The organism is Candidatus Hydrogenedentota bacterium, from assembly GCA_013359265.1.
In the GTDB taxonomy this organism is placed as follows: Bacteria; Hydrogenedentota; Hydrogenedentia; order Hydrogenedentales; family SLHB01; genus JABWCD01.
Map to the genome: position 1 here is coordinate 228,738 of JABWCD010000002.1, position 20,492 is coordinate 249,229.

Genomic DNA, 20,492 nt, shown 5'->3' on the forward strand with positions numbered 1-20,492 from the left:
CGCTACCTGTAGCTCAAGAACGCCAAGATCGCCTCCGCCGTTTCCTGCGGGCGCTCGTATTGCGGCGAATGCCCGCAGTCCTTGAACACGACAAACTCGGACCCGGCAATGGCCGCGTGGTACGCCTCGCCTACGCCCAACTCAATCAGTTGGTCTTTGTCTCCCCAGAGAACGAGTGTCGGCGCCTTGATATTCGCAATGCGATCGTTGAGATAGATGTCCGGGCCGGTCCGGATGTCCGCGCGAATCCGGTTCTGCCACGCAAAATTCTTTCCCGCCTGTTTGATGAAATATCGCTTGAACGAATCGGGAATCGCGGGTTTCTTCACGAACAATTGGTCCATATACGCGTCAAATTCGGCCGGCGTTCCCGCCGGTTTCTCCGCGTCCTTGTACGGCTCGCCTTCCTTGATCTTCATTCCGGAAGCGTCGATTAGGATCACGCTCAATACGTCCTCCGGATACAACAGCGCGTACGATGCGGTGATGTGTCCTCCCATCGAGTTCCCGGCGATGTGGAACTTCTCCAGTCCAATCTCGTGGAAGAATTTGTGGAAGCGCTCCGCCTGCGATCGCGTGTCGTACTTGAGCTTCTCGTCGCGCTCCGTATCGCCGAACCCCGGCACCTCCGGAAGTATCACGCGGTACTTCGGCGCCAGCCATTTCGCGCACTGCACAAACGAAACCTTGCTGTCCCCGAATCCGTGAATCATGACCAGCGGCTCGCCCGACCCGCCCTCGTAATACGGATAGGTGTATCCGTCGACGACGGTGCTCTTCGCCGTCACCCCACTCGCGCGCTCGTACTGCATGCGCACGAGCGCCAACCCGGCCTCGGGATAATAAGCAAGTACGCCGTAAGCGGCCCCAGCCGCAATGACCAGAAACAGAACCGCGCCGATGAACACTTTCCGCCTGCCCAACATCGCCATGTTATGTCCTCCGGGCGTGATTGTTCATAATGCCCCGCATGCATACCCGAAAGGAAGCGCATCGTATTCCCGCCGGGTACAGCGGAGAACACGATATGTGCAGGTTGGCGATTGGCGTCGCGCTATGCGCCGGAGCGGCGTACGCGGGCCCTACCGCGGTGGACGTCGGCGGCTGGGGGAAATACTTCGCGTTCGAATACGACTATGTCCTTGCCGAATCCATCGGCAGGGCCCGCACGCAGGAACCGGCCGAGATTACGTTAAGCGTGCCCGCCGGGAAAACAGATATCTCCGCTGACGAAATCCGTGTCGTTCGCATGGAGTCCAAATCGCGTGGGACGCTCGTGCCATTTCAGGTGCTCGGCGAAGTCATCGCGGATCACGCGCCCGAGGAAAACGGCGAGACACCGGCATCGGCGCGAAGCGCGAACGTCGTTTTCTTTGTGGATTGTCCCGCTAGCGGCGCGGTTACGCACAAAATCTTTTGGGGTGCACGAGGCGAATCAACAGAAGTTGCCGGCCTTCCCGCCGCCGAATCGATTGCAGAAGGCCTCCACATCGAAGGCGATGCGCCCGGCTTGACAATTCGGAACGCGTTTTACCATGTTCAACTCGATCCGGAGTCAGGGGCCATTCTTCGCGCGCGGCTCGCGGGCAGGCCCGAATCGGAGGACCTGTTCTATCACTCGGTGCCAATCCACTTCGGCGTTGACGTGTGGAGCCCGCCAAAGAATTGGGACCACGATTACGACTGGAAATTGCCGCCGAACCAAAAACTCGAGAAAGGCCCGCTCGTCACACGGTACCATCGGTGGGGGCCGTTGCAGCATTATCGCGACGTAACGGTTTCGATTACCTACACGTTCTACGCCGTCACGCCGTACATCCACGTGTCGTCGACGATGCACTTCACGGCGGATCGGTCGGTGCGCGCGGTGCGGATGGGCGAAATTGTCGTGGCCCACTCGCACAAGACGCTCCCGAATGAAAAGGACGCGGACGGAGAATCGCCCGACCTGCTCACACACTACGCGTGGCCCGACGATAAGGGCGCGGCACAGGTATTGGAAATCGACGCGAGTCGCGGCGCCGACGGCGCGGCGAATCTCGCCGGCGTCGTGCCCGGCGCGTTGGGGATCCTCGATCGCGATGTGCCCTGGGTCGCGGGTTACCACGCCGCGAAGAACTACGGCATCGCGACGCTGCGCAAGTCGCAGTTTGCGGGCAATACGCTTGGCGGCCCCGTGCCGCAGTCCGCGCCATGCACCTATGTCTCGAATTATGGCTGGGGATTTACTTACTGGTCCCGGCCAATGGTGTATCCGCCCGGGGCCAAAGGCACGCCGGAAGACCAGAACACCGCGCTGGCGGCCGGCACGTTTTTCGGTGTCGAGGAGACGCTGCTATTCTTCAAACCCGAAAACGGCCTGCGCGAACTGCGCCAGGCCCACGAACTATTCGTGCACCCATTACGCCACGCATTCGTCGGTACGGGACCTTGGTGACACGCTGTATCGAAGACCGGGCAGTTTCGGCTACCCGACGACGTTGCCGTACCGATACGTCGGCACGGGACGGCCCGGGCTGATGCAGTGAAACGCGGTTATCGTCGGCGCGACCCGCGCGTACGACGCGCGCTTGAGCGCGTCGCGAAAGATGACGTCGATGCCATCGGGCGCAATCTGAACGCGCGCATTCATGATGAGCGTCGCGTTCAAGCGGCTCAACGCTCCGTCCGCATTCGCGTCAAACGCGTTGTTCAGTCCCGTCAGGTTCGCCGCAATCCGGCCATCGGTCGTATCCAGCAGCGCCTTCACATGCCCGACTTCGCAACGTTTCTCGCGCAGTTCGCGCTGCAACTCGGCGAACAATCCGTTCACGAATTCCTTCCAATCGGGTTCGAGCCCGCCGATCCACCGCAGTGACGCCACCGCGTTGAGCCAACCCAATACCGCTTCGCCATGGGCGTACCGATCGTAATCGACGTTGACAACGCGCGTGCCCGATTTTGATTCGCGGCACATGTCGTCAATCCAAGCGTCGATACCGTCGCCTGATCTCGTGGAAAGCGCGCGCGCCGGCGCATGCGGAAATTCCTGCCGAAGGTAGGCTAGCATTACGTCGCGCTCCGCATCGCTCAGCGTGTCGCACTTGCTCAGCGCGACTTGGTCGGCTTCCTCCAATTGCACGCGCAGGATGTACGCAGCGTCGGGGTCCAGCATCGATCGCTCGTTTTGAAACACCGCGCGCACGCGTTGCGGATCGACCAGCACGCTCAAGGGCGCCAACGCGTACTGCGGGTACTTCTCCTTCAGGGGCTGCAGTATCGTCGCGGAAAGGTCCGTGCAACTGCCGACCGGCTCCGCCACAATGCAATCCGCGCCCGTTTCTTCGAGCGACCGCACTGCGTCGAGAAACCCCTTGAAGTTGCAGCAAAAACAACTGCCCGCGACTTCGCGCACCGCCGCACCGGTATGCGTCAGTACGGCGGTATCGACCAAATCGGGGACTTGATCGTTCGTAATCAAGCCCACGGAATGCCCGCGCCGGGCGAGACGCCTCGCCGCCTCCGCGAGCAAGGTTGTCTTGCCCGCGCCAAGAAATCCGCCTACGACAATGAGCCGCATGGACTGAAAGTCCTCTCAGCGAGTCGAGGTCCGCTTCGTCACGGGATTCTCCGTGTACGGTGGCCAATCGGGCGCGTTGCCGGTCATGGACCACGCCCACCAGTCGAAATGGGCGTCGGGGAACGTGCGCTGCGGCACATATACCGTCAATGTCGTGCCGTCGATCGTATATCGGCAACTGTCGGCGCGGGGCAAATTCCCGTGCGCCGACGCCAGTTCGGAGACGGGAATGACCATGATGTTCCATCCCGCCGCGTCCATGTACAGGTGAATGTTGTAGTCGTTGCCCGTTTCGTTTTGGCCGGTTTTCGTGTTGCGGTCGGCGTCGACAAACCAAATGAAGTCCACGCGCTTGCCGCCCGCGAATTCCGCCGGACTCGGCATGCGCGACACAGTCTCGACCGAGAACGCAAAATCGGTTCCCTCGGCACGCACCGCGGCCTGCACGATGTCCATGTATGTGCGCGTGTGATCGCCGATGAGATTGCCGCGAATGTCCGTCACGCCGTTCGGCGGGTCCTTCAACGTCGCACACCCGGCGATCACACCGATACACACGGCAAAAACCTTTGTCGATTTCATGGTCTTACGAATGACCATCTCCGTTACGGTGCCCCAAGATCGAACAAATTACCCAATGTGGCAAACGATTCCGATGCCGGGAAATTGTTCGGATACTTGTTGAACTGCACATGACCGTCCATGTACATCGTGTTCGCGCCGCCCGGAATGTGGTTAAACTGCGATGTCTGCGTCGTTGCCGTCGTTACCACGTCCCACATCACCGGAACGGTGGATTGCGCGAGCGCGCTGCCGGCCGGGTTGTTGATGTCCGTGATCGTGAATCGCTCCACACCCTCCCGCAACCGTTTGATGTCCGTGCCTCCCCCGTTGCCGAACCCGACGCCCGCCGGCGCCGAGAAACCGGCGAACAGCGCGTACGTCGCCGCATTGTCGATGTCCTGATCGAGCGGCCGGTCATTGGATGCGTCGAAGTCGCCCAAGGGCCCGGTAAAGGTTGGCGGGAAGTACGAGAGCGTCGCCATGATATACGCCATCTGCGTCGAAACGACCGCGGACGGCATCCCAAACGCGCTGACATTGAATGACGGGCTGCCCTCGGAAACCTTATCCAGCAAGTAGCCGTAATAGATGTAGCTCTGGTCAGCCCGGGAAGCTTGGCCCGCGTACGGACAAGCCTGCCCGATTACGCTCGTCGCGATCAGCAACGGGTTATCGTCACCTCCCTCCGGATCGGACGGACAAACGAGGACATTCATGTCGGAAAGATACTCGGGGTAGATGGCGGAAACCTTTGGCGCCAGGCTTGCCCGGTTCTGAGCGCCTTCGCAACTCGCCGGCAGCGCGTTGCCCCACGGTTGATCGCCGTGCATCTGCGGGAAACGCTCGCCCCGCGACTCGCCCGAGTACATTTTGAACACAATGCCCATCTGCTTGAGATTGTTCTGGCAGCTCGCCCGCCGCGCCGCCTCTCTCGCCCGCGCCAGCGCAGGCAACAAAATCGCGGCAAGGATCGCGATGATCGCGATCACCACAAGCAACTCAATCAACGTAAAACCTCTACTTCTCATGTTTCCCACTCCGTTGTTACCAAATCGTTACTGCGCACCCCAGCCCGGGTGCAAAAATCAAGCCTACCGATCCATTCCGCTTAGAATAAGGCCAGGCGCCGGGGACTTTCACCGCGCCCGCGGCTGTCCCCGCTTCCGCCATACCAACATTTCCAACCGGGCGTGGACCACTACGTCTTCGCGGCGCCTGCATCCCGCTGCAGACTCTGCTCGATGTACGCCCTCGTTTGCACCAGATTCGCCGCGTAACGGTCGAGCGTTGCGACCCATTGCCGCAGGCATTCCCGCCCGGATTCCGTAAGGGTATACACTCGGCGCGCCGGACCGCTACCTTCCAGGTCCCAATCCGCGGCCAGGTAACCCTCCGTCTCCATAGACTTCAGCACACGGTACAAGCCGGTCGTATCCGGCAAACACTCCGCGAAAATTGCCACCCCGCGCAAGTGTTGCGCGATGAGATAACCGTGGAGTCCGCGCGGATGCCGCGCCAACACCGCCATTACCGACGGCCGGACAAACCGATCCAGCGTGTTCCCAGAACAGGCGCAATCACCGAAACTCATGGTTTAGACCATATCCTCTATAGGATGAGGTCTACTATAGGCAACCGCTACGTATATCGCAAGCTATTCCTTCGCGAGCGCCCCAAAGTTGCATACGCCCTCGTCTCTTACTTGCGCGTCAAATAGACGCGTGCCGCGGTTTTCTCGTGTCTGCAATCGTGCTCGTAATCGATTGTCGGCGTTCGTATTAGAGCGTTTCACACTCGCCTGCGCCGCGTGCTCAAACTCGAATTGCTCTAAATGCCGTCCATCCTGTCTATCCAGTCCATTCGGTCCATGGATTCGCATCCATTTGGCACGCACGCAGCAGGAATCCCGTCCAGCCACACCTTTTGTCAACCGTGTTACCCTCGTTTCCCAAACGCCACTGTGACGTGTCGCGGGAGGGCGTGTATGCGCCTGCCGGTGCCCGATGCCCGATTCCCGGTATTCCGAGTGCAACGCCGTGGGCTAAGGTGTGAAGGCCGGTAACCAGCCCGACAGGAGGAAGTACCCGGCGCCACCAGTACAATAAACCTGAAAGGTTCAAGCAACTCGGCCCTGGATTCGCGTCCCGGAATTTCCGCTTTGGAATGCGCTCTTGACCCGTCCTCTGCAGCTCGGCCGCTTTGGCGAGTGGAGGGGAAAAAGTGGTGCTCTGGGCCCGTCTTTCCACGCCGCGCAAAACCGAACATTGCGCGCTAACGGGGAGATGTGTAAAATCACCCGTTTGCTCCAAGTACGAAATTCGACCCGAAACAGGCAGTACAACGACCCATGCGAAGCGCAGCGAACATCCGAAACGTAGCCATCATCGCCCACATCGACCACGGGAAGACGACCCTCATCGACTCGATCTTCCGGGCGGCGCACACCTTCCGCGAGAACGCGCGGGTGGCTGAGCGCGTGATGGACAGCAACGAACTCGAGCGGGAGCGCGGCATCACCATCCGCGCCAAGCATTGCAGCGTCGAGTGGGGCGACTACCTCATTAACATCATCGACACCCCCGGTCACGCGGACTTCTCCGGCGAGGTCGAGCGCGTGCTGTCGATGGTGGATTCGGTGCTCCTCCTCGTAGACGCGAACGAAGGCCCCATGCCGCAGACGCGTTACGTCTTGATGCGCGCGCTGAGACTGGGTCTGAAGCCGATCGTCATCGTGAACAAGGTGGACCGCCCGAATGCGAACCCCACCGACGCGTTGCACAAGACCTTCGATCTGTTCATTGAACTCGGCGCGAACGACGAGCAGGCGGACTTCACGGCGCTCTATGGTTCCGGTCTGCACGGCTGGATGGTGCGCGACCTCGACGCGGACGAGCGCGAAGGCATGGCGGCGCTGTTCGAGACCATTATCGAAAAGGTCCCTGCCCCCATCGTGGATACGGAATCGCCCTTCCTGATGCAGGTCAGTACGCTCGCGTGGCGCGATCACATCGGGCGCGTAGGCTGCGGCAAGGTGTTGCAGGGCGCGCTGCGCAAAGGCCCGAGCTTCCAGCGCATTTCCACGCGATGGAAGGGATACAACAAGAGCGAAGGCTGGGAAGTCGTCGAGACGCAGGAAGAGCGCGCCACGCACCTCTGGGTCACGCGCGGGCTCGACATGGTCGATGCGGATACTGTGTCCGCCGGCGACATCGTGTGGATCGCGGGACCAAAGGAAATCATGATCGGCGACACCTTCGCGGCGATCGACTACAACCGGTCCGCGCTGCCGCCACTCGAGATCGAGGAGCCAACGGTGTCGATGCTGTTCCTCGTGAACAGCGGTCCGCTCGCCGGCAAGGAAGGCCGCGCGGTGACGATTCGCCAAATCCGCGATCGCCTCGCGCGCGAGCTGCGCACGAACGTCGCGTTGCGCGTCGAAGACATCGATCGCGCGGACGGCGTGAAAGTCAGCGGGCGCGGCGAACTGCACCTCGCGATTCTCATCGAGGAGATGCGCCGCGAAGGCATGGAGCTCTGCGTGTCCGCTCCGGAGATCATCACGCACACGGACGCGAACGGAAAACTCCTCGAACCTATGGAAGAACTCCTTATCGACGTGCCGCTCGAATACCAGGGCGTCGTGATCGAAAAGGTCGCCAAACGCAAGGGCGAACTCACGTCCATGCACAACACCGGTACGGGCATGCTGCGTCTCGAATTCACGATCCCCACGCGCGGCCTCATCGGCTACCGCAACGAGTTCCTCACCGACACGCGCGGCCTCGGCATCATGGCGTCGCGCTTCAGCGGCTACGGTCCCTGGTGCGGCGAAGTCGTGTCGCGCCAGCGCGGCTCGCTCTACAGCACCGACAGCGGCGAAGCAACGAGTTATAGTCTCGCGAACTTGCAGCAGCGCGGATTGCTCTTCATCAAGCCGATGGACCCGATCTACGCGGGCATGGTCGTCGGCGAAAACTCGCGGCCCGGCGATCTGCCGTGCAACCCGACCAAGCGGAAAGCGCTCACCAACCACCGCGCCGCGGGCAAGGACCACGAAGTACAGCTCGACGTCCCCCGCACCCACACGCTCGATACCGCCCTCGAATGGATCGGCAACGACGAACTCGTCGAAGTCACGCCCAAATCCATCCGCATGCGCAAGATCGTCCTCGACCTGGAAGAACGCAAAAAGCTGGAAAGGCGCGCGCTGGCCGCTTCAGTGTAAGTATTCGCAGCGTTACTGCGATTCAGGCAGCCCAAGCTCCGATCGCGCAACCGACCGAATCGCTCTGCATTTCTTCAACGCGTCGCGCGCCATGTCCTTCGTCGCCGAATCGCCAGGGTAGCGGAACATGACAGCGAACTCAGTTAGATCGCTCATCGAATCGCGGAACGGTTCGAGCAGCGGGGCGACAGGCAATACCTGATCCAATAGCACGATCAAATTGTGCGTCTTTTCGAATCGAATTCTTCTCCAATGAAGTATCGCCTTGAGATACTTCTCCGCGCACTGCTGGGAATGGAAACAGACCGCATCGTAGTTTGGGTTTCGGCGGGCGCGCATTTCGCGGCTGGCGACTGCGTAATCGCCCTCCGCCTTTTCAATCCACTCGAACGTGAGCGGATTCATGCAAAACCTTTCCTTTCTCGAAAATGTCCTGCAGAAAGAAGTCGTCCCACGCGAGCCTTTGGACAACTTGTTCCGGCGTCCGCACAATGAGGTCAATCGAAAAACGCGGGCGCAGGGAGCGAAGCATTTCGACAGCTTTCATCGCCGGTGGATCCGAAGTGTTCATGACAACAAGCAAATCCACATCGGACCCATCTCGCGGATCGCCGTAAGCATACGATCCAAACAGGATCACCTTTTCCGGCTCGTACTCGTCCACCAACCTGCGCACAAACGCCTCGATTTTACTCATCTCAACCATGAATGCATTTTAGTGTATGCTTTCCGGCACTGCAACGACGTGGGCTAAGTAGTAGGGATAGACGACGTGAACGAGACGTGGTTACATTGCGAAACGAAGTACAAGGGAAAAATATTCGACCTGAAAGTCGGCCAGGCGAAATTGGACGACGGCACGGTCGCGCACCGCGAGATTATTGTGCACGGCGGCGGCGTGGGCGTGGTGCCGGTGTTCGCAAACAGTGTAATGTTCGTGCGGCAGTATCGCATCGCCGTGGAGAAGGAAGTGCTCGAAATACCGGCGGGCCGCCTCGAACCGGGCGACTCGAAGGAGCGGCGCGCGGCGGTCGAACTGGAAGAAGAGATCGGCTACCGCGCGGGACGTCTGGTCCACGTGGCGTCGTGCCATTGTTCGCCGGGGTTTACCAGCGAATTGGACCACATCTTTCTCGCGTTCGATCTGGAAAAAACCGAGCAAAACCTTGAACAGGACGAACGCGTCGAAATCGTTGAATTGACCTTCGATCGATGCAGGCAAATGCTCGACCGCTGCGAATTTGTCGATGCGAAGACGATTATCGGCCTGCGGGAACTGTTCGCGCGCGGGTTCGCATAACGGGAACCAGCGAGCTGGTTTTTCGCGAAATCTGTGCGACGCGTGGGGAAAGCCGTTGGCGCTTCGCGCAAGCGCGAACGAGTCAAGCGCCTGCGTGTCAGCTATTTGCCCGGGCCGCGTATCGACTCGTGCTTGGGACGAGTCTGCCGGCTGGCCGTCGCCAGCGCCGATTCGATCCGGCGCGCTACTTCTCCGCCGAGCACTTCGGAGCCTTCATCGGTGAAGTGCACGTTATTCGGGCGTTGAAGTTCCGCGAGCCGGGGAAGCGCAAACGCATACAGGTCGTTCACCGGAATCTTGTGGCGTTTCATGACGGCAAGCGCGACCGCGTTGTAGCGTTCGCAGTCGGCAACCTCCCGAAGCGGGCCGGAAGGTTTGTCCGGAAAAGGCGTCGTGGTCGCGAAGATCAGCTTGGCCCGAGTTTGCTTCAGGCGCGTCACAATGGCGTCAAGGTTCTTCTCGTATTGATCGAGCGGCACCTGAATGTGCCCAAGCTCCTTCGACTCGACGTTCTTTCCGGAATCGTCGACGTACTTCAGATCGTGCAGCCCGTGGTTGAAGTGAATTACGTCCCACTCGGTGTCGCCAAGCCACGCATCCAGCTTTACCAGACCGTTCCCCGAATGCGCGGCGTTGCCTTCGTTGTGCACGACAACCGCCTTACCCTCGAGAACAGCCTCGACGTACGGCGTGTACCCGATGGAAATGGAATCGCCAATGATGAGCACATTGGGAAGCCGCGAGTGCGTTGTTGCATTCGTCGGCTCCGAATCGGCGCCAATGATCGTGCATGTCGTGAAGACAACGACGAGTAGGCAATGCATGCGGAGCCCTCCTCGTTTGCGTCGCTGGATTGCATCTTCGACGGAGTCAACGAACCGATCGGCAAGCGTTCGACCATGCTCTCCATAGTACGCGGTTGCTTTGCCGTATTCCGCCAGCGCTTCCGGATGAAACTCGTAGCACATCAGCGCGGCGAGTCGCGCACCTTGCGGAGGACCTCATTACCTGGAATGGTCGTGACGCGGACAGCCCGGACATCGTCGCGGCGGTGTTTGGCCTCTTGCAACCAAACCATGTCGATGTCGCCCAGTTCGGCGTCATCCAGACTTCCAACGTGGATATCCGCCAATCTCGCCCGTAACTCCGCGGGAAGCGCCATCGCTTCTTCGGCTAGGTGTTCGATGCTTGTTGCCATACAACGAAAATAGATTATTTGTTGGGGGTTCGCAAGGCGGCCCCTAAAGACAGAACCCCGCCAGAGGCCTTTCGGCAAGTCCGTCGGGGAGTAGATGCCGTGGATTGTACCAGAGGTTGGCAGAAGAGGATACCGATTCAAAACGAAGGCGTCGCCTTATGATCGATGGCGGTGGCTATGTCTTCTGGTTCAAGATACGGATAGGCTTCGAGGATTTCTTCCGTGGTATGGCCTGATGCCATCAGACCGACTATTGCGCCCACGGTAACGCGCATGCCGCGGATGCAGGGTTTGCCGCCCATGACGGCGGGATCGAGTGTGATTCGTTTTGGGAATTCCACAGCCACTCCTCCAAAATAGAGCGAGATCTATTATTCGCATTCCGAGGTACTTCTGCAAACGCGAGTTTATGGTCGCGTATGAGAAGCCAAAGCACATTTTTTGACTGACAGCATTGACTTTGGGATCAGGGAACGCGCCAAATATGCACGCGGCTCTTCATCCCACTCTCCACCATCCAAATCTCATCTTCGGCGTTCACCAGTTGGATTATGCTTTGTGCGAAAAGTGCATCGAAGAAATACCGCACCAAATCGGCTTCATTTGTATCTTTACACGGAAATATGAATCTTGAAACGGCCGTTGTCTCGTCGATAAGGTATCGCTGCCCCATCTTCTCAATCTCCGCAGCTTCTTCCCTCGTTAAAAGTTTCGATGCCCTGAATCTTCCATTGACATGATAAATCGAGTAACCACCGAAGTGGTCATCAATCCAATTACATATTCGCTCTAAATACGCCGACTGCGATTCTCCATCTCTAATGCTTACCTGACGGGAAAGTCTGGTAACACCGATGGCTCGTAATTTGGCAGATACATTGTCTCTGAAAAAGAGGGCGTCAAGTGTCGTTCGCAAGGGTGTTTCATTAGTAAGGGGCATGAAGAATTCATATATGACGACGTTGTCAAATTCGATACGCTTATAGTCGGCAGCGACCGGCCGAGACTGCGAGACGTGGCGTTGGAAGCGCTTCCAATTCGCATAGGGACGAAAACTTACGCTCACACGGTATTGGCCTGACCCGATAGGAATTACGAATGGTTTGAATTGTTTAGACCAATGCGTTTTCAGCGTGTTACCCGACCATCCAGTCGCCTTGGAGAAGTCCTGTTTAGAGAAAGCTTCCTGTGACTGCAAAAACCTTGCGAAAAATTCCAGCGCTTTGCGCTGCGCAGAATCAGAAGGCATTAAAAAGGTCTCCAGATAAGAATTGATCGTGTAGCCAGCCCGTCCTATCGTGTAAAATACTACACTACGCGAGCAGCTTGGCCACCACATTCCCCGCAACATCGGTGAGTCTGAAGTCTCTGCCCTGGTGGCGGTAGGTCAACTTCGTGTGATCGATTCCCAAGCAATGCAATATCGTGGCTTGGAGGTCGTGGACGTGGATGGGGTCCTTGGTGATGTGGTAGCCGAGTTCGTCGGTTTCGCCGATGATGGCGCCGGATTTGATGCCGCCGCCGGCGAGCCACATGGTGAAGGCGTAGGGGTGGTGGTCGCGGCCTTCGCGGCCGGCGATGTTGCCGCGGCGGACTTCGTTCATCGGGGTGCGGCCGAATTCGCCGCCCCAGACGACGAGGGTTTCATCGAGCAGGCCGCGGCGTTTTAGGTCGGTGATGAGCGCCATGGTGGGACGGTCGGTCATGGCGCAGTTTTTCTGCAGGTTCGCGTTGAGGTCGGAGTGGTCGTCCCACGTCGAGTGGTAGAGCTGCACAAAGCGAACGCCGCGTTCGACCATGCGGCGGGCGAGCAGGCAGTTGGTGCCGTACGGGCGCGTCGTCTCGTCATCGAGGCCATAGAGGGCGCGGGTCTCGGCGGATTCGCCGGAGAAGTCGAGCAGTTCGGGCGCGGCCATCTGCATGCGGAACGCAAGTTCGTACGACGCAATGCGCGACGCGATCTCGTAGTCGCCCGTGTCGGCGTGATGGAGATCGTTAAGATCGCGCATGGCATCGAGCCGCGCGCGTTGGGTCTCGTTCGAGATACCGGGCGGGTTCGAGAGAAAGAGCACGGGATCTCCGCTGGAGCGGAACGTCACGCCGCGGTATTCGGACGGGAGGAATCCGTTGGACCAGAGAGAACTGCCACCGTCAATACCCTTGCCGGATGATGACGTGAGCACGACGAAGCCGGGCAGGTTGTTGCATTCGCTTCCCAATCCGTAGGACACCCAGGACCCCATGCATGGATGTCCGAGCATGGGCACGCCGCAGTTCATGACAAGTTGCGCGGAATGGTGCTCGTTCACGTCGGTGTGCATCGAGCGGACCATGCAGAGTTCGTCGGCGATGCTGCCCGTGTACGGGAGGAAGTCGGAGAAGTCCATGCCGGATTCGCCATACCGTTGGAACGTGCGCGGGCTGGCGAAGACGGTTGCGCTGTTCTTGATCACGACATCGTTGAGGCCTTCGAGCATGTGCGCGGGTACCGGCTGGCCGTGGTACTTCTGCATCGCGGGTTTGGGATCGACAAGGTCAACCTGCGACGGCGCACCTGCCATGAACAGAAAAATAACGTTCTTGGCGCGCGGGGCAAAATTAGGCCGAATCGCACCTAACCCCGCCTCAGCAGCGCGGCCTTCCTGCGCCAGCAAGCTCCACAGAGCAATCGTGCCGATGCCGCCCGCGCAGTTGCGGAAGAAATCGCGCCGGGATTGGATGGCGTGGAAGTGTGCAGGATTCATTTCTTGTCCTTCTTCTTTGGCGGCAGTTCGCGGACGAAATCGATCGCGAGTTTGCAGAAGCGTTGGAGCGATTTGTCGTCGCGCATGGCCTCTGGTTCGATCGTTGCCCAGCCTTTCATCACGCGGCCGGTAAGGTCCATCGGGCGGACGTGCTTTTCCTTGACGAGCTCTTCCGCCGCGTCATTGCCGACGCGAATCATCAGCGTGTCTTTGTGAATGCCTACGCACATGTTGCCGTTGAGCAGGTAGCCAAATCCGCCGAACATACGCGTCTCGGCGAGGCCCTTCACCTCCGCGAACGCGGACGCAACAACACGTTGGAGGCGTATGGCTAGTTCGGCGTCAAATGGCATCGCAGCACTGTCTCAACGTTCATGCCCGTTTCCAGCAACAGACCGAGGATGGGATTCTACTCCGAATCAGAATTTTCGTCGAGACCGTGATGGCGGACTCTGTGGCACCTGTGTATCCGTGTTTACATCGCCAATATGTACAGAATACTTACATATCACATGTTCAGTTTCTTTACTAATGGCGGGAGACTTTGCGAGAGTCTTTGGGCGCGCTACGATCAGCTTAGTTTTCGTAATTCATTGGAACGCAATACTTTACATTCTGCTCCGCTAATCGCATGACCGAACGGAACGGAATATGCAAACCAAACATCTACCGTCGATTACGCAGGGCCGGAAGCCTTGGGATCGTCGGTGACGTGTTTAGCTGTCGCGGAAGGATTCGACTGCGTATGTCCGATACTCACGCGGTGTGGGCTGCCGCAGAGTGGCGCACGAAGGAATTCAGCGAACACCGGCCGGGTCAGTTTCCGGACGTGGAACGCCGCGGAACCGTCGAAATCGACCGGCAGGACAGCCCCGCGCTTGCTGGGAGCGCATCTGGCGGGATTTGGAGGGTGTTTTGCGACAGGAGCGTTGGGCAATTCAACGCAGGTAGTTCTGGCAATGAGCAAGGCGGCCACAGTTTCGAAGCGCAGCAAGGCGGAGCAGCCGATACACATCCACGTGGTGGATGCGGACCGTTCGTTCCGCAGGACGCTGGAGTCGCTGGTTACGCGGGCCAGCGGCAGCGCATTCCGGCTGAGCTACAGCAGAACGTTGTCACGTGCCGCGGCCAAGATAAGCAAGAACGGAATAGACGCCTGCCTCATCGACCAGCGGCTTGCTTCCGGCGCCCCGCCTAGCCAGATCGATCAACTTAAGGATGCGCTGGGGTCCCGCCCGGTCGTAATACTGACCGATGTCGAACCCAGTCCGGACACAAAGAACTCGGACGTATGGCGGATTGCATCCAACTGGCTGAACAAGCGTGAGTTGACCGCCGATTTGGCGGCCCGCGCATTACGTTACGTCATCGACGTGAACGCGACGCGGCGCGCGCTCATGCAAGTCATCGACGAACTCGAACAGCGGGTGCAGACCCGCACGGAGCAGCTTCGCGAACGCAACGAAGAGTTGGAGCGGTTTGCGTTTCTCGTCGCCCACGACTTGCAGGCGCCGCTGAAGACCGTGCTCGCACAGTGCCAACATTGGAAGTGCGAGACCGAAGCGTGCAGCCAGCAAGGATCGGTCGACGACATCTGCTCGCACTTCGCAAGGCAGGCAATCTACAACGTCGAAAGGATGCAGTGTCTGCTGGAACGACTGCTCGAATTCGCACGCGTCGGCAAGGATGGTCTCGACTGCGTGTGGGTATCGCTGGAAGACGTGGTTCGAGCGGTGATAGAGGAACTGGACACCGTGATCGAGCAGGCGGGGGCCTCGATCCGGCTTCACCAGTTGCCAATAGTGTATTGCGACTATTGGCTTATGGTCGACGTATTCGAAAACCTGTTGAACAACGCGTTGAAGTTCAGAGGCGCCGCGTCGTTGGCGATTCACATAGAAGCCATTACCCGTGCGGACGAATGGGAGATTCGAATCCGGGACAACGGGTTGGGCGTCGATGCGAAAGCCGCCTCGGATTTGTTCACACTATTTAAGCGGGGCGAGAACGCATCCCAACGCCCTGGCCATGGGATCGGTCTGGCTACGTGCAGGAAGATTGTTGAGCACCACGGCGGGCGCATCTGGGCCGAGCAGAATCCGGGTGGGGGAGCGGCATTTTGCTTTACGCTGTGCCGACCGATGGGGCCGCGGCACGACGGGGATTCGCCATGACGAGAATTCTAATCATCGACGACGATCAGACCCTGACGAAGCTGGCCGCCAGCCATCTGAGCAGGGCGGGGTTCGAGGTTTTCGCGCATCCTACGATGAACGGCGGACTGGAGCGAACGAAGTCCATCAATCCCGACATTATTCTTCTGGACGTCATGCTTGGGGACGGCTTGGGATTTCAACTGTGTAGAGACATTCGAAAGGACCCGCTCGTATACAAGGCGGGGATCATTTTCGAGTCATCGGTGGGCGGAAAGCGCGAGATTGCCTATGCGCTTGAGCAGGGCGCCGATTCGTTTCTTTCGAAGCCGTACACGCTGGAACAGCTCGTGGCGCAGCTTCAAGCTGTTCAACGCGTTCGTCAGAACGCCAATTTGAACGACCCCGTTACCGATTTCATGGGTCTTGACTATCTCAAACGCCGCGTGAACCATCTGCTCTTCCGGGAGGAGCCCTTCGCATTGTGTTCGATCGTCATTGCGAATCTGCGCGCCCACAGGAAAACCGGAGGAGAGGACGCGGTCGCGTACGCGCGCCGGTTGACGGCCACGCTGCTGAGACGCACGCTAGAGTATACGCACGAGCACACCGGCGAGTTGTGCGATTGCGGAAATGGCCACTTCATGGCCGTAGTAGGCCGCGACGACTACCAAAGCTTTCTCAAGCTTGTGCAGTCGGACTTCAAATACGGAGTCAGCGAGCCATCCATCCGGCGCTTGGAGGAGTTGGCTTTGTGGAGGAACGGGGGGACGAGCGCTCCACGCTCGGCGCTCGAGTTGTCCGTGGACACGGCTGCAACGCACACCGATCACCATGAGTACACCAGCGCGAACCATATGTTGCACGCGATCGACCATTTATTGCACAAACATGAGCGCGAGCGCGAAAAGTCGGAAAAGCAGGCGAAACGCCCCGTCGGCCATGACAAGTGGATTGATTAGAATAATCCATTCGTAACGGCGGTCCACGCACGCCCGATTCGTCGCCAGGCCAAACGCCGGTACGCGCGATCTTATCTATCGTGATTTGGCGCGTCTTGAATGCGATTCACAGACTGCTTCGGATTAGAAAACCCACCCTCCGACGAGTCACTCCCTCGAGATGAATTCGTCGAGATTGAGGATGACACTGCAGAGCGCCTTCCACGCCGCGGGATCGATAGAATCGTTTACGGCGTTGGTCGATTCTGCTGCGAGGAGCGTTGCCGCGGCGCCGGGATCGCGGGCAAACGATGCAGCCTGTTTTTCAAGGTACTGCGCGAGGCGTTCGCGTTCGGCGGGTTTGGGTGTGCGCGCGAGCGCTATGCGGAACGCATAGTCGATAGAGTCGTTAACCGTGACGGGGTGCCCTTCGCGCATGCGGCGCAGCGCGTTGGATTCGACGCGTTGCGCGAGGGATTGCGCGCATTCGACGAACAGCGGATCGTTCAGGAGGTTCAGCGCCTGCAGCGGTGTGTTCGATCGTTCGCGGCGCGTGCAGGGGCGGCCGTTGTCGGGCAGATCGAAGGTGACGGATTGACCGAAGGGCGACGTGCGCTGGATGAATGTGTAGAGGCCGCGGCGGTACTTGTCCGCACCTTCGCTCGCGACCCACTTGTTGTCGAAGCCTTCCATGCTGACGCTGTCGGGTTGCGGCGGACGGACGCTGGGCCCGCCGATCTTCGCATTGAGCAGGCCGCTGGCGGCGAGGGCGTTGTCACGAACGAGTTCGGCGCTCAATCGATTGCGCGACTGCCGCGCCAGGAGTTCGTTGTTGGGATCGCGCGCGTCGAGTTCGGTGCGGCGGTGCGAGGATTGGCGGTACGTAGACGATGTCACGATCGTCTTCAGGATGTGCTTCATGTCCCATCCTGATTCCATGAATTCGACGGCGAGCCAATCGAGCAGTTCAGGGTGCGTCGGCGGCGTGCCGCGCGTGCCGAAGTCGTCGGTGGTGAGGACCAGTCCGCGCCCGAATAGCTCGTGCCAAATCCGGTTGACGACGACGCGCGCGGTGAGCGGATTGTCGCGGCGCACGAGCCAGCGCGCGAGATCGAGCCGGGTGGCCGCGTGATCGACGTTCAGCGCGGGTGCAATCGCAGGCGTGTTGGGTGTCACTTCCTCGCCGTGAATGCGGAAATCGCCGCGTTTGTGGATGTGCGTTTTTCGGCGCTCGTGCGACTCCATCATGGCGGGCGCACGAGAGAGCGGTGGAAGTTGCTTCGCGAGCTCGGCTAGTTGTTTTTGAACGTCATTGAGTTTCAGTTCCGCCCATTTCGTTTCGTTGACGAGAGAGCCGTAGCCGAGAAAATAATCGAGCAGACGGTCTTTCTGATCCTGCGTGCGCTCGGTAACGGGAATCTTGACGATCTGAATCCCTTCGTGCTGGCCTTCGCCGTAGTTCTGTCCCCAGACGAGGCCGAGCACTTCGTATTGCCGCGCCCATGTTGCATCGGCGGTTTCGGGATTGTTTACGGCTTCGAGCATCTTGCGCTCCCACTCGGCCTGAAGCGCGTCGATATCGGATTGCAGCGGCGCAAGAATTTCACGGCGCTTTGCGTCGTGAGCGGCCTTGGCGGGGTCGTATCTTTCACGTTCCCCTTCAAGCGGCGCATCGATGTTGATTTCGTCCGACGTGTTGAAGAACGCGTAGAGTTCGTAGAATTCCTTTTGCGAAATGGGATCGAACTTGTGGTTGTGGCATTCGGCGCAGCCGACGGTAAGTCCCAGCCACGCTGTGCCGACCATGCTGGTGCGCGCGACAATCTGTTTGTTGCGAAATTCTTCGAGGTCGGCGCCGCCTTCGCGGTTGTTCAGCGTGTTGCGCAGGAAACCGGTGCCCATGCGCTGTTGCACGGTCGCGTTCGGCAGCAGATCGCCGGCAAGTTGTTGGACAGTGAAGTCGTCGAAAGGCAGGTTCGCGTTAAATGCGTCGACGACCCACTGGCGATAGCGCCACGCGTTGGGGCGGAGAAAGTCGGAGAGGTAGCCGTCGCTGTCGGCATAGCCGCAGACGTCGAGCCACCAGCGCGCCCACTTCTCGCCGAAGTGCGGACTGGCGAGCAGGCGGTCGATTTGCTTTTCGAACGCGCCGGGACTGCTATCGTTCAGGAACGTATCGAGATCGTCGAGCGTGGGCGGCAGGCCGACGAGATCGAGCGCGATGCGGCGGAGCAAGGTTTCGCGTTGAGCATCAGACGATGGCGCAATGCCTTCCCTGTCGAGGCGCGACAGCACAAAAGTGTCGATGGGATTGCGTACCCATTGCGGGTTGGAAACGGCGGGCGGTTCCGCGCGGATGGGCGCCACGAACGACCAGTGGGTATCGCCGGCGGACGCGGCGAACGCCATGAGCAGTATCGATCCGATTCGTGCCACGAGGACAATCTCCCTGCACCCGCCAGACTAGCAAAGTGCGGAGCGAATGTCATGTGGGGTGGGGTCGGGAAAAGGACGTAAGGGACGAAAGGGACCCAAAAGCCGAATGAGTTTCCCGCTGGGAGCAATCAGAGTTATGGGAGAAACGGGAATGACGGCCAGCGTAGGGCGCGGGGCTATCAAGGGTGCCGTGCTATGCCGTGGGGGTCACGTCGAGGACGACGTCAAAGGTCGCGACGAGTTCGGCGGCGGGTGAGCCGGGCAGCGGCGCGAAATCGACGATGACGCTGTCCCGTGCGGCGGCATCTTTGATGCCGTTGAGAATGCCATCCTGCGCATTAAGAGGTTCGCCCTTTACGTAGCATTGCGTGGTGAATCGGTCGCGGCCTTTGACGTGGACGGCGTAGTGAATGTGGCGCGTGCGGCGGAATGAGGAATCGCCGTAAGGCACGGGCTTGATCGTGCGGAAGTAGTACTCTCCGCTCGAGCCGGTGAGGAAACGGCCGAAACCCTGGAAGTTGCCGTCGCGCTTGCCGCCGTTCGCGCTGTCCGTATGGATATACGCGCCGTTGTTGTCCACCTGCCAAATCTCGACCAGTGCGTTGCGAATCGGACTCCCCGTCGCGTCCAGAATTCGCCCGCCCAAATGCGTGACCTCTCCCACCGCCGGCGTGATGCCGTCGTTGATGATCAACAAATCGTTGTCCGTGTCCAGCGGCAACCGGTTTGGATAAAACGGACCCTCCGTCTGCGCGGGCGTGCGCTGCAAGGCTTCCGCGAATGCGCCGGAAGCATAAAGCGCCGCCATCGACGCGGTCGAATAAAGGAACCTACGTCGACCGATAGCTCCAGTATTGCGCGGAATGTTCTTATCCTGCTTCATGCGATCGCACTTTCGTGTTCTTTGCGCGCCGAGCGTGCTCGGGCCACCAACGCCGGCACCATGGCCCCAAGCTTCTCGAGCTCCCAACGGACTTCAGGATCTCGCACCGTTCGTGCCGTAGCCGTTACCGCGTTCATCCACCCGTACGCGGTTACGCCTCCCAGACGTTCGATGATATGTTCCAGGATCTCTCCCACAAGTTTTTCGCGACTCTTGCGTGGCAAACGTTCGCCCAGGTTCATTAACATGACGGCAGAATCAACTTCGCGGTCGAGGGTTGAACGAACGGCCGCCATCGTTTCTTCAAATGCCGCGTCCGAAACACAGACGGCAAACGCGCGACGGAGTTGGTTGCGCAGTTTGAACTCCCACGACCCTTGATGATCAAAATCGTAACACTTTAGCCGTTTGCCGCGACGTTTGGGGGTAACGGCGGCAGCTGACCGGTTTTGAGGTATGTCGTTAAGGCGTCTTGGAGCGTTGCGACGG

20 protein-coding genes and 1 pseudogene are annotated in these 20,492 nt (G+C 59.3%); 5 read left to right on the plus strand and 16 right to left on the minus strand.

Annotation, left to right across the window (positions count from 1 at the left end; genetic code table 11):
• Positions 1-2: 2 nt before the first annotated feature.
• Complete coding sequence (locus tag HUU46_02105; GenBank protein ID NUM52415.1) at positions 3-932, minus strand: alpha/beta hydrolase; 930 nt, start codon at positions 930-932, stop codon at positions 3-5.
• A 95-nt stretch (positions 933-1,027) separates the two neighbouring features.
• Here HUU46_02105 and HUU46_02110 point away from each other — a divergent pair, with 95 nt between their 5' ends.
• Positions 1,028-2,437, plus strand: a complete 1,410-nt coding sequence (locus HUU46_02110) for a hypothetical protein (GenBank protein ID NUM52416.1) — start codon at positions 1,028-1,030, stop codon at positions 2,435-2,437.
• A gap of 30 nt (positions 2,438-2,467) precedes the next feature.
• Here HUU46_02110 and HUU46_02115 read toward each other — a convergent pair whose 3' ends face one another.
• The 4 genes and pseudogenes from HUU46_02115 to HUU46_02130 all read right to left on the minus strand — a co-directional run bounded on the left by HUU46_02115 (position 2,468) and on the right by HUU46_02130 (position 5,714).
• Positions 2,468-3,559, minus strand: coding sequence for a cobalamin synthesis protein P47K (locus HUU46_02115; protein NUM52417.1), 1,092 nt, complete (start codon positions 3,557-3,559; stop codon positions 2,468-2,470).
• Positions 3,560-3,574: 15 nt separating this feature from the next.
• Positions 3,575-4,141 carry a hypothetical protein gene (locus HUU46_02120; protein NUM52418.1) on the minus strand — a complete coding sequence of 189 codons (567 nt, stop codon included), beginning with the start codon at positions 4,139-4,141 and terminating at the stop codon, positions 3,575-3,577.
• A gap of 860 nt (positions 4,142-5,001) precedes the next feature.
• Positions 5,002-5,151: pseudogene (locus HUU46_02125) on the minus strand (prepilin-type N-terminal cleavage/methylation domain-containing protein).
• Positions 5,152-5,321: 170 nt separating this feature from the next.
• Complete coding sequence (locus HUU46_02130) at positions 5,322-5,714, minus strand: helix-turn-helix transcriptional regulator (GenBank protein NUM52419.1); 393 nt, start codon at positions 5,712-5,714, stop codon at positions 5,322-5,324.
• 756 nt (positions 5,715-6,470) lie between these two features.
• Between HUU46_02130 and typA the strand changes: the two genes are divergently transcribed.
• Positions 6,471-8,348: a translational GTPase TypA gene (gene typA, locus HUU46_02135; protein NUM52420.1), complete on the plus strand. Its 1,878-nt coding sequence runs from the start codon at positions 6,471-6,473 to the stop codon at positions 8,346-8,348.
• Positions 8,349-8,360: 12 nt separating this feature from the next.
• On the opposite strand, the gene HUU46_02140 is transcribed toward typA, so the two are convergent.
• Both HUU46_02140 and HUU46_02145 read right to left on the minus strand, forming a co-directional pair.
• A complete protein-coding gene (locus HUU46_02140) occupies positions 8,361-8,753 on the minus strand; it encodes a HEPN domain-containing protein (GenBank protein ID NUM52421.1) in 393 nt (130 codons plus the stop codon).
• Entirely contained in the window at positions 8,725-9,054 is a 330-nt protein-coding gene (locus tag HUU46_02145) for a nucleotidyltransferase domain-containing protein (GenBank protein ID NUM52422.1), read from the minus strand. The genes HUU46_02140 and HUU46_02145 overlap by 29 nt, the downstream gene beginning before the upstream one ends.
• Before the next feature lie 66 nt (positions 9,055-9,120).
• Between HUU46_02145 and HUU46_02150 the strand changes: the two genes are divergently transcribed.
• Positions 9,121-9,648: an NUDIX hydrolase gene (locus HUU46_02150; protein NUM52423.1), complete on the plus strand. Its 528-nt coding sequence runs from the start codon at positions 9,121-9,123 to the stop codon at positions 9,646-9,648.
• Between the two features lie 101 nt (positions 9,649-9,749).
• Here the strand turns inward: HUU46_02150 and HUU46_02155 are convergent, their stop codons facing one another.
• The 6 genes from HUU46_02155 to HUU46_02180 form a co-directional block, all read right to left on the minus strand.
• The gene (locus HUU46_02155; GenBank protein NUM52424.1) at positions 9,750-10,472 is read right to left on the minus strand and encodes an SGNH/GDSL hydrolase family protein; all 723 of its coding nucleotides are present in this window, start codon (positions 10,470-10,472) and stop codon (positions 9,750-9,752) included.
• Between the two features lie 143 nt (positions 10,473-10,615).
• Positions 10,616-10,846: an addiction module protein gene (locus HUU46_02160; GenBank protein NUM52425.1), complete on the minus strand. Its 231-nt coding sequence runs from the start codon at positions 10,844-10,846 to the stop codon at positions 10,616-10,618.
• Between the two features lie 137 nt (positions 10,847-10,983).
• Positions 10,984-11,187 (minus strand): DUF433 domain-containing protein, encoded by a 204-nt coding sequence (locus tag HUU46_02165; protein NUM52426.1) that lies wholly within the window; start codon positions 11,185-11,187, stop codon positions 10,984-10,986.
• Positions 11,188-11,312: 125 nt separating this feature from the next.
• Positions 11,313-12,095 carry a hypothetical protein gene (locus HUU46_02170; GenBank protein NUM52427.1) on the minus strand — a complete coding sequence of 261 codons (783 nt, stop codon included), beginning with the start codon at positions 12,093-12,095 and terminating at the stop codon, positions 11,313-11,315.
• A 64-nt stretch (positions 12,096-12,159) separates the two neighbouring features.
• Positions 12,160-13,590: a DUF1501 domain-containing protein gene (locus HUU46_02175; GenBank protein NUM52428.1), complete on the minus strand. Its 1,431-nt coding sequence runs from the start codon at positions 13,588-13,590 to the stop codon at positions 12,160-12,162.
• Positions 13,587-13,943: a TfoX/Sxy family protein gene (locus HUU46_02180; GenBank protein ID NUM52429.1), complete on the minus strand. Its 357-nt coding sequence runs from the start codon at positions 13,941-13,943 to the stop codon at positions 13,587-13,589. The genes HUU46_02175 and HUU46_02180 overlap by 4 nt, the downstream gene beginning before the upstream one ends.
• 606 nt (positions 13,944-14,549) lie before the next feature.
• Here HUU46_02180 and HUU46_02185 point away from each other — a divergent pair.
• Both HUU46_02185 and HUU46_02190 read left to right on the plus strand, forming a co-directional pair.
• Positions 14,550-15,764, plus strand: coding sequence for a hypothetical protein (locus HUU46_02185; protein NUM52430.1), 1,215 nt, complete (start codon positions 14,550-14,552; stop codon positions 15,762-15,764).
• The gene (locus HUU46_02190; GenBank protein NUM52431.1) at positions 15,761-16,705 is read left to right on the plus strand and encodes a response regulator transcription factor; all 945 of its coding nucleotides are present in this window, start codon (positions 15,761-15,763) and stop codon (positions 16,703-16,705) included. Before HUU46_02185 ends, HUU46_02190 begins: the two co-directional genes overlap by 4 nt.
• Positions 16,706-16,852: 147 nt before the next feature.
• Here HUU46_02190 and HUU46_02195 read toward each other — a convergent pair whose 3' ends face one another.
• The 3 genes from HUU46_02195 to HUU46_02205 all read right to left on the minus strand — a co-directional run.
• Positions 16,853-19,120: a DUF1553 domain-containing protein gene (locus tag HUU46_02195; protein NUM52432.1), complete on the minus strand. Its 2,268-nt coding sequence runs from the start codon at positions 19,118-19,120 to the stop codon at positions 16,853-16,855.
• Positions 19,121-19,313: 193 nt separating this feature from the next.
• Entirely contained in the window at positions 19,314-19,928 is a 615-nt protein-coding gene (locus tag HUU46_02200; protein ID NUM52433.1) for an intradiol ring-cleavage dioxygenase, read from the minus strand.
• A 71-nt stretch (positions 19,929-19,999) separates the two neighbouring features.
• Positions 20,000-20,492: hypothetical protein (locus HUU46_02205; GenBank protein NUM52434.1), on the minus strand; the 493-nt coding region annotated here is incomplete at its 5' end.

What these genes read in the sequence shown, in the direction of transcription:
- HUU46_02105 (NUM52415.1), bottom strand. Translation starts at nt 932, where the DNA reads ATGGCGATGTTGGGCAGGCGGAAAGTGTTCATCGGCGCGGTTCTGTTT.
- HUU46_02110 (NUM52416.1), top strand. Translation starts at nt 1,028, where the DNA reads ATGTGCAGGTTGGCGATTGGCGTCGCGCTATGCGCCGGAGCGGCGTAC.
- HUU46_02115 (NUM52417.1), bottom strand. Translation starts at nt 3,559, where the DNA reads ATGCGGCTCATTGTCGTAGGCGGATTTCTTGGCGCGGGCAAGACAACC.
- HUU46_02120 (NUM52418.1), bottom strand. Translation starts at nt 4,141, where the DNA reads ATGAAATCGACAAAGGTTTTTGCCGTGTGTATCGGTGTGATCGCCGGG.
- HUU46_02130 (NUM52419.1), bottom strand. Translation starts at nt 5,714, where the DNA reads ATGAGTTTCGGTGATTGCGCCTGTTCTGGGAACACGCTGGATCGGTTT.
- typA (NUM52420.1), top strand. Translation starts at nt 6,471, where the DNA reads ATGCGAAGCGCAGCGAACATCCGAAACGTAGCCATCATCGCCCACATC.
- HUU46_02140 (NUM52421.1), bottom strand. Translation starts at nt 8,753, where the DNA reads ATGAATCCGCTCACGTTCGAGTGGATTGAAAAGGCGGAGGGCGATTAC.
- HUU46_02145 (NUM52422.1), bottom strand. Translation starts at nt 9,054, where the DNA reads ATGGTTGAGATGAGTAAAATCGAGGCGTTTGTGCGCAGGTTGGTGGAC.
- HUU46_02155 (NUM52424.1), bottom strand. Translation starts at nt 10,472, where the DNA reads ATGCATTGCCTACTCGTCGTTGTCTTCACGACATGCACGATCATTGGC.
- HUU46_02160 (NUM52425.1), bottom strand. Translation starts at nt 10,846, where the DNA reads ATGGCAACAAGCATCGAACACCTAGCCGAAGAAGCGATGGCGCTTCCC.
- HUU46_02170 (NUM52427.1), bottom strand. Translation starts at nt 12,095, where the DNA reads ATGCCTTCTGATTCTGCGCAGCGCAAAGCGCTGGAATTTTTCGCAAGG.
- HUU46_02175 (NUM52428.1), bottom strand. Translation starts at nt 13,590, where the DNA reads ATGAATCCTGCACACTTCCACGCCATCCAATCCCGGCGCGATTTCTTC.
- HUU46_02180 (NUM52429.1), bottom strand. Translation starts at nt 13,943, where the DNA reads ATGCCATTTGACGCCGAACTAGCCATACGCCTCCAACGTGTTGTTGCG.
- HUU46_02185 (NUM52430.1), top strand. Translation starts at nt 14,550, where the DNA reads ATGAGCAAGGCGGCCACAGTTTCGAAGCGCAGCAAGGCGGAGCAGCCG.
- HUU46_02190 (NUM52431.1), top strand. Translation starts at nt 15,761, where the DNA reads ATGACGAGAATTCTAATCATCGACGACGATCAGACCCTGACGAAGCTG.
- HUU46_02200 (NUM52433.1), bottom strand. Translation starts at nt 19,928, where the DNA reads ATGGCGGCGCTTTATGCTTCCGGCGCATTCGCGGAAGCCTTGCAGCGC.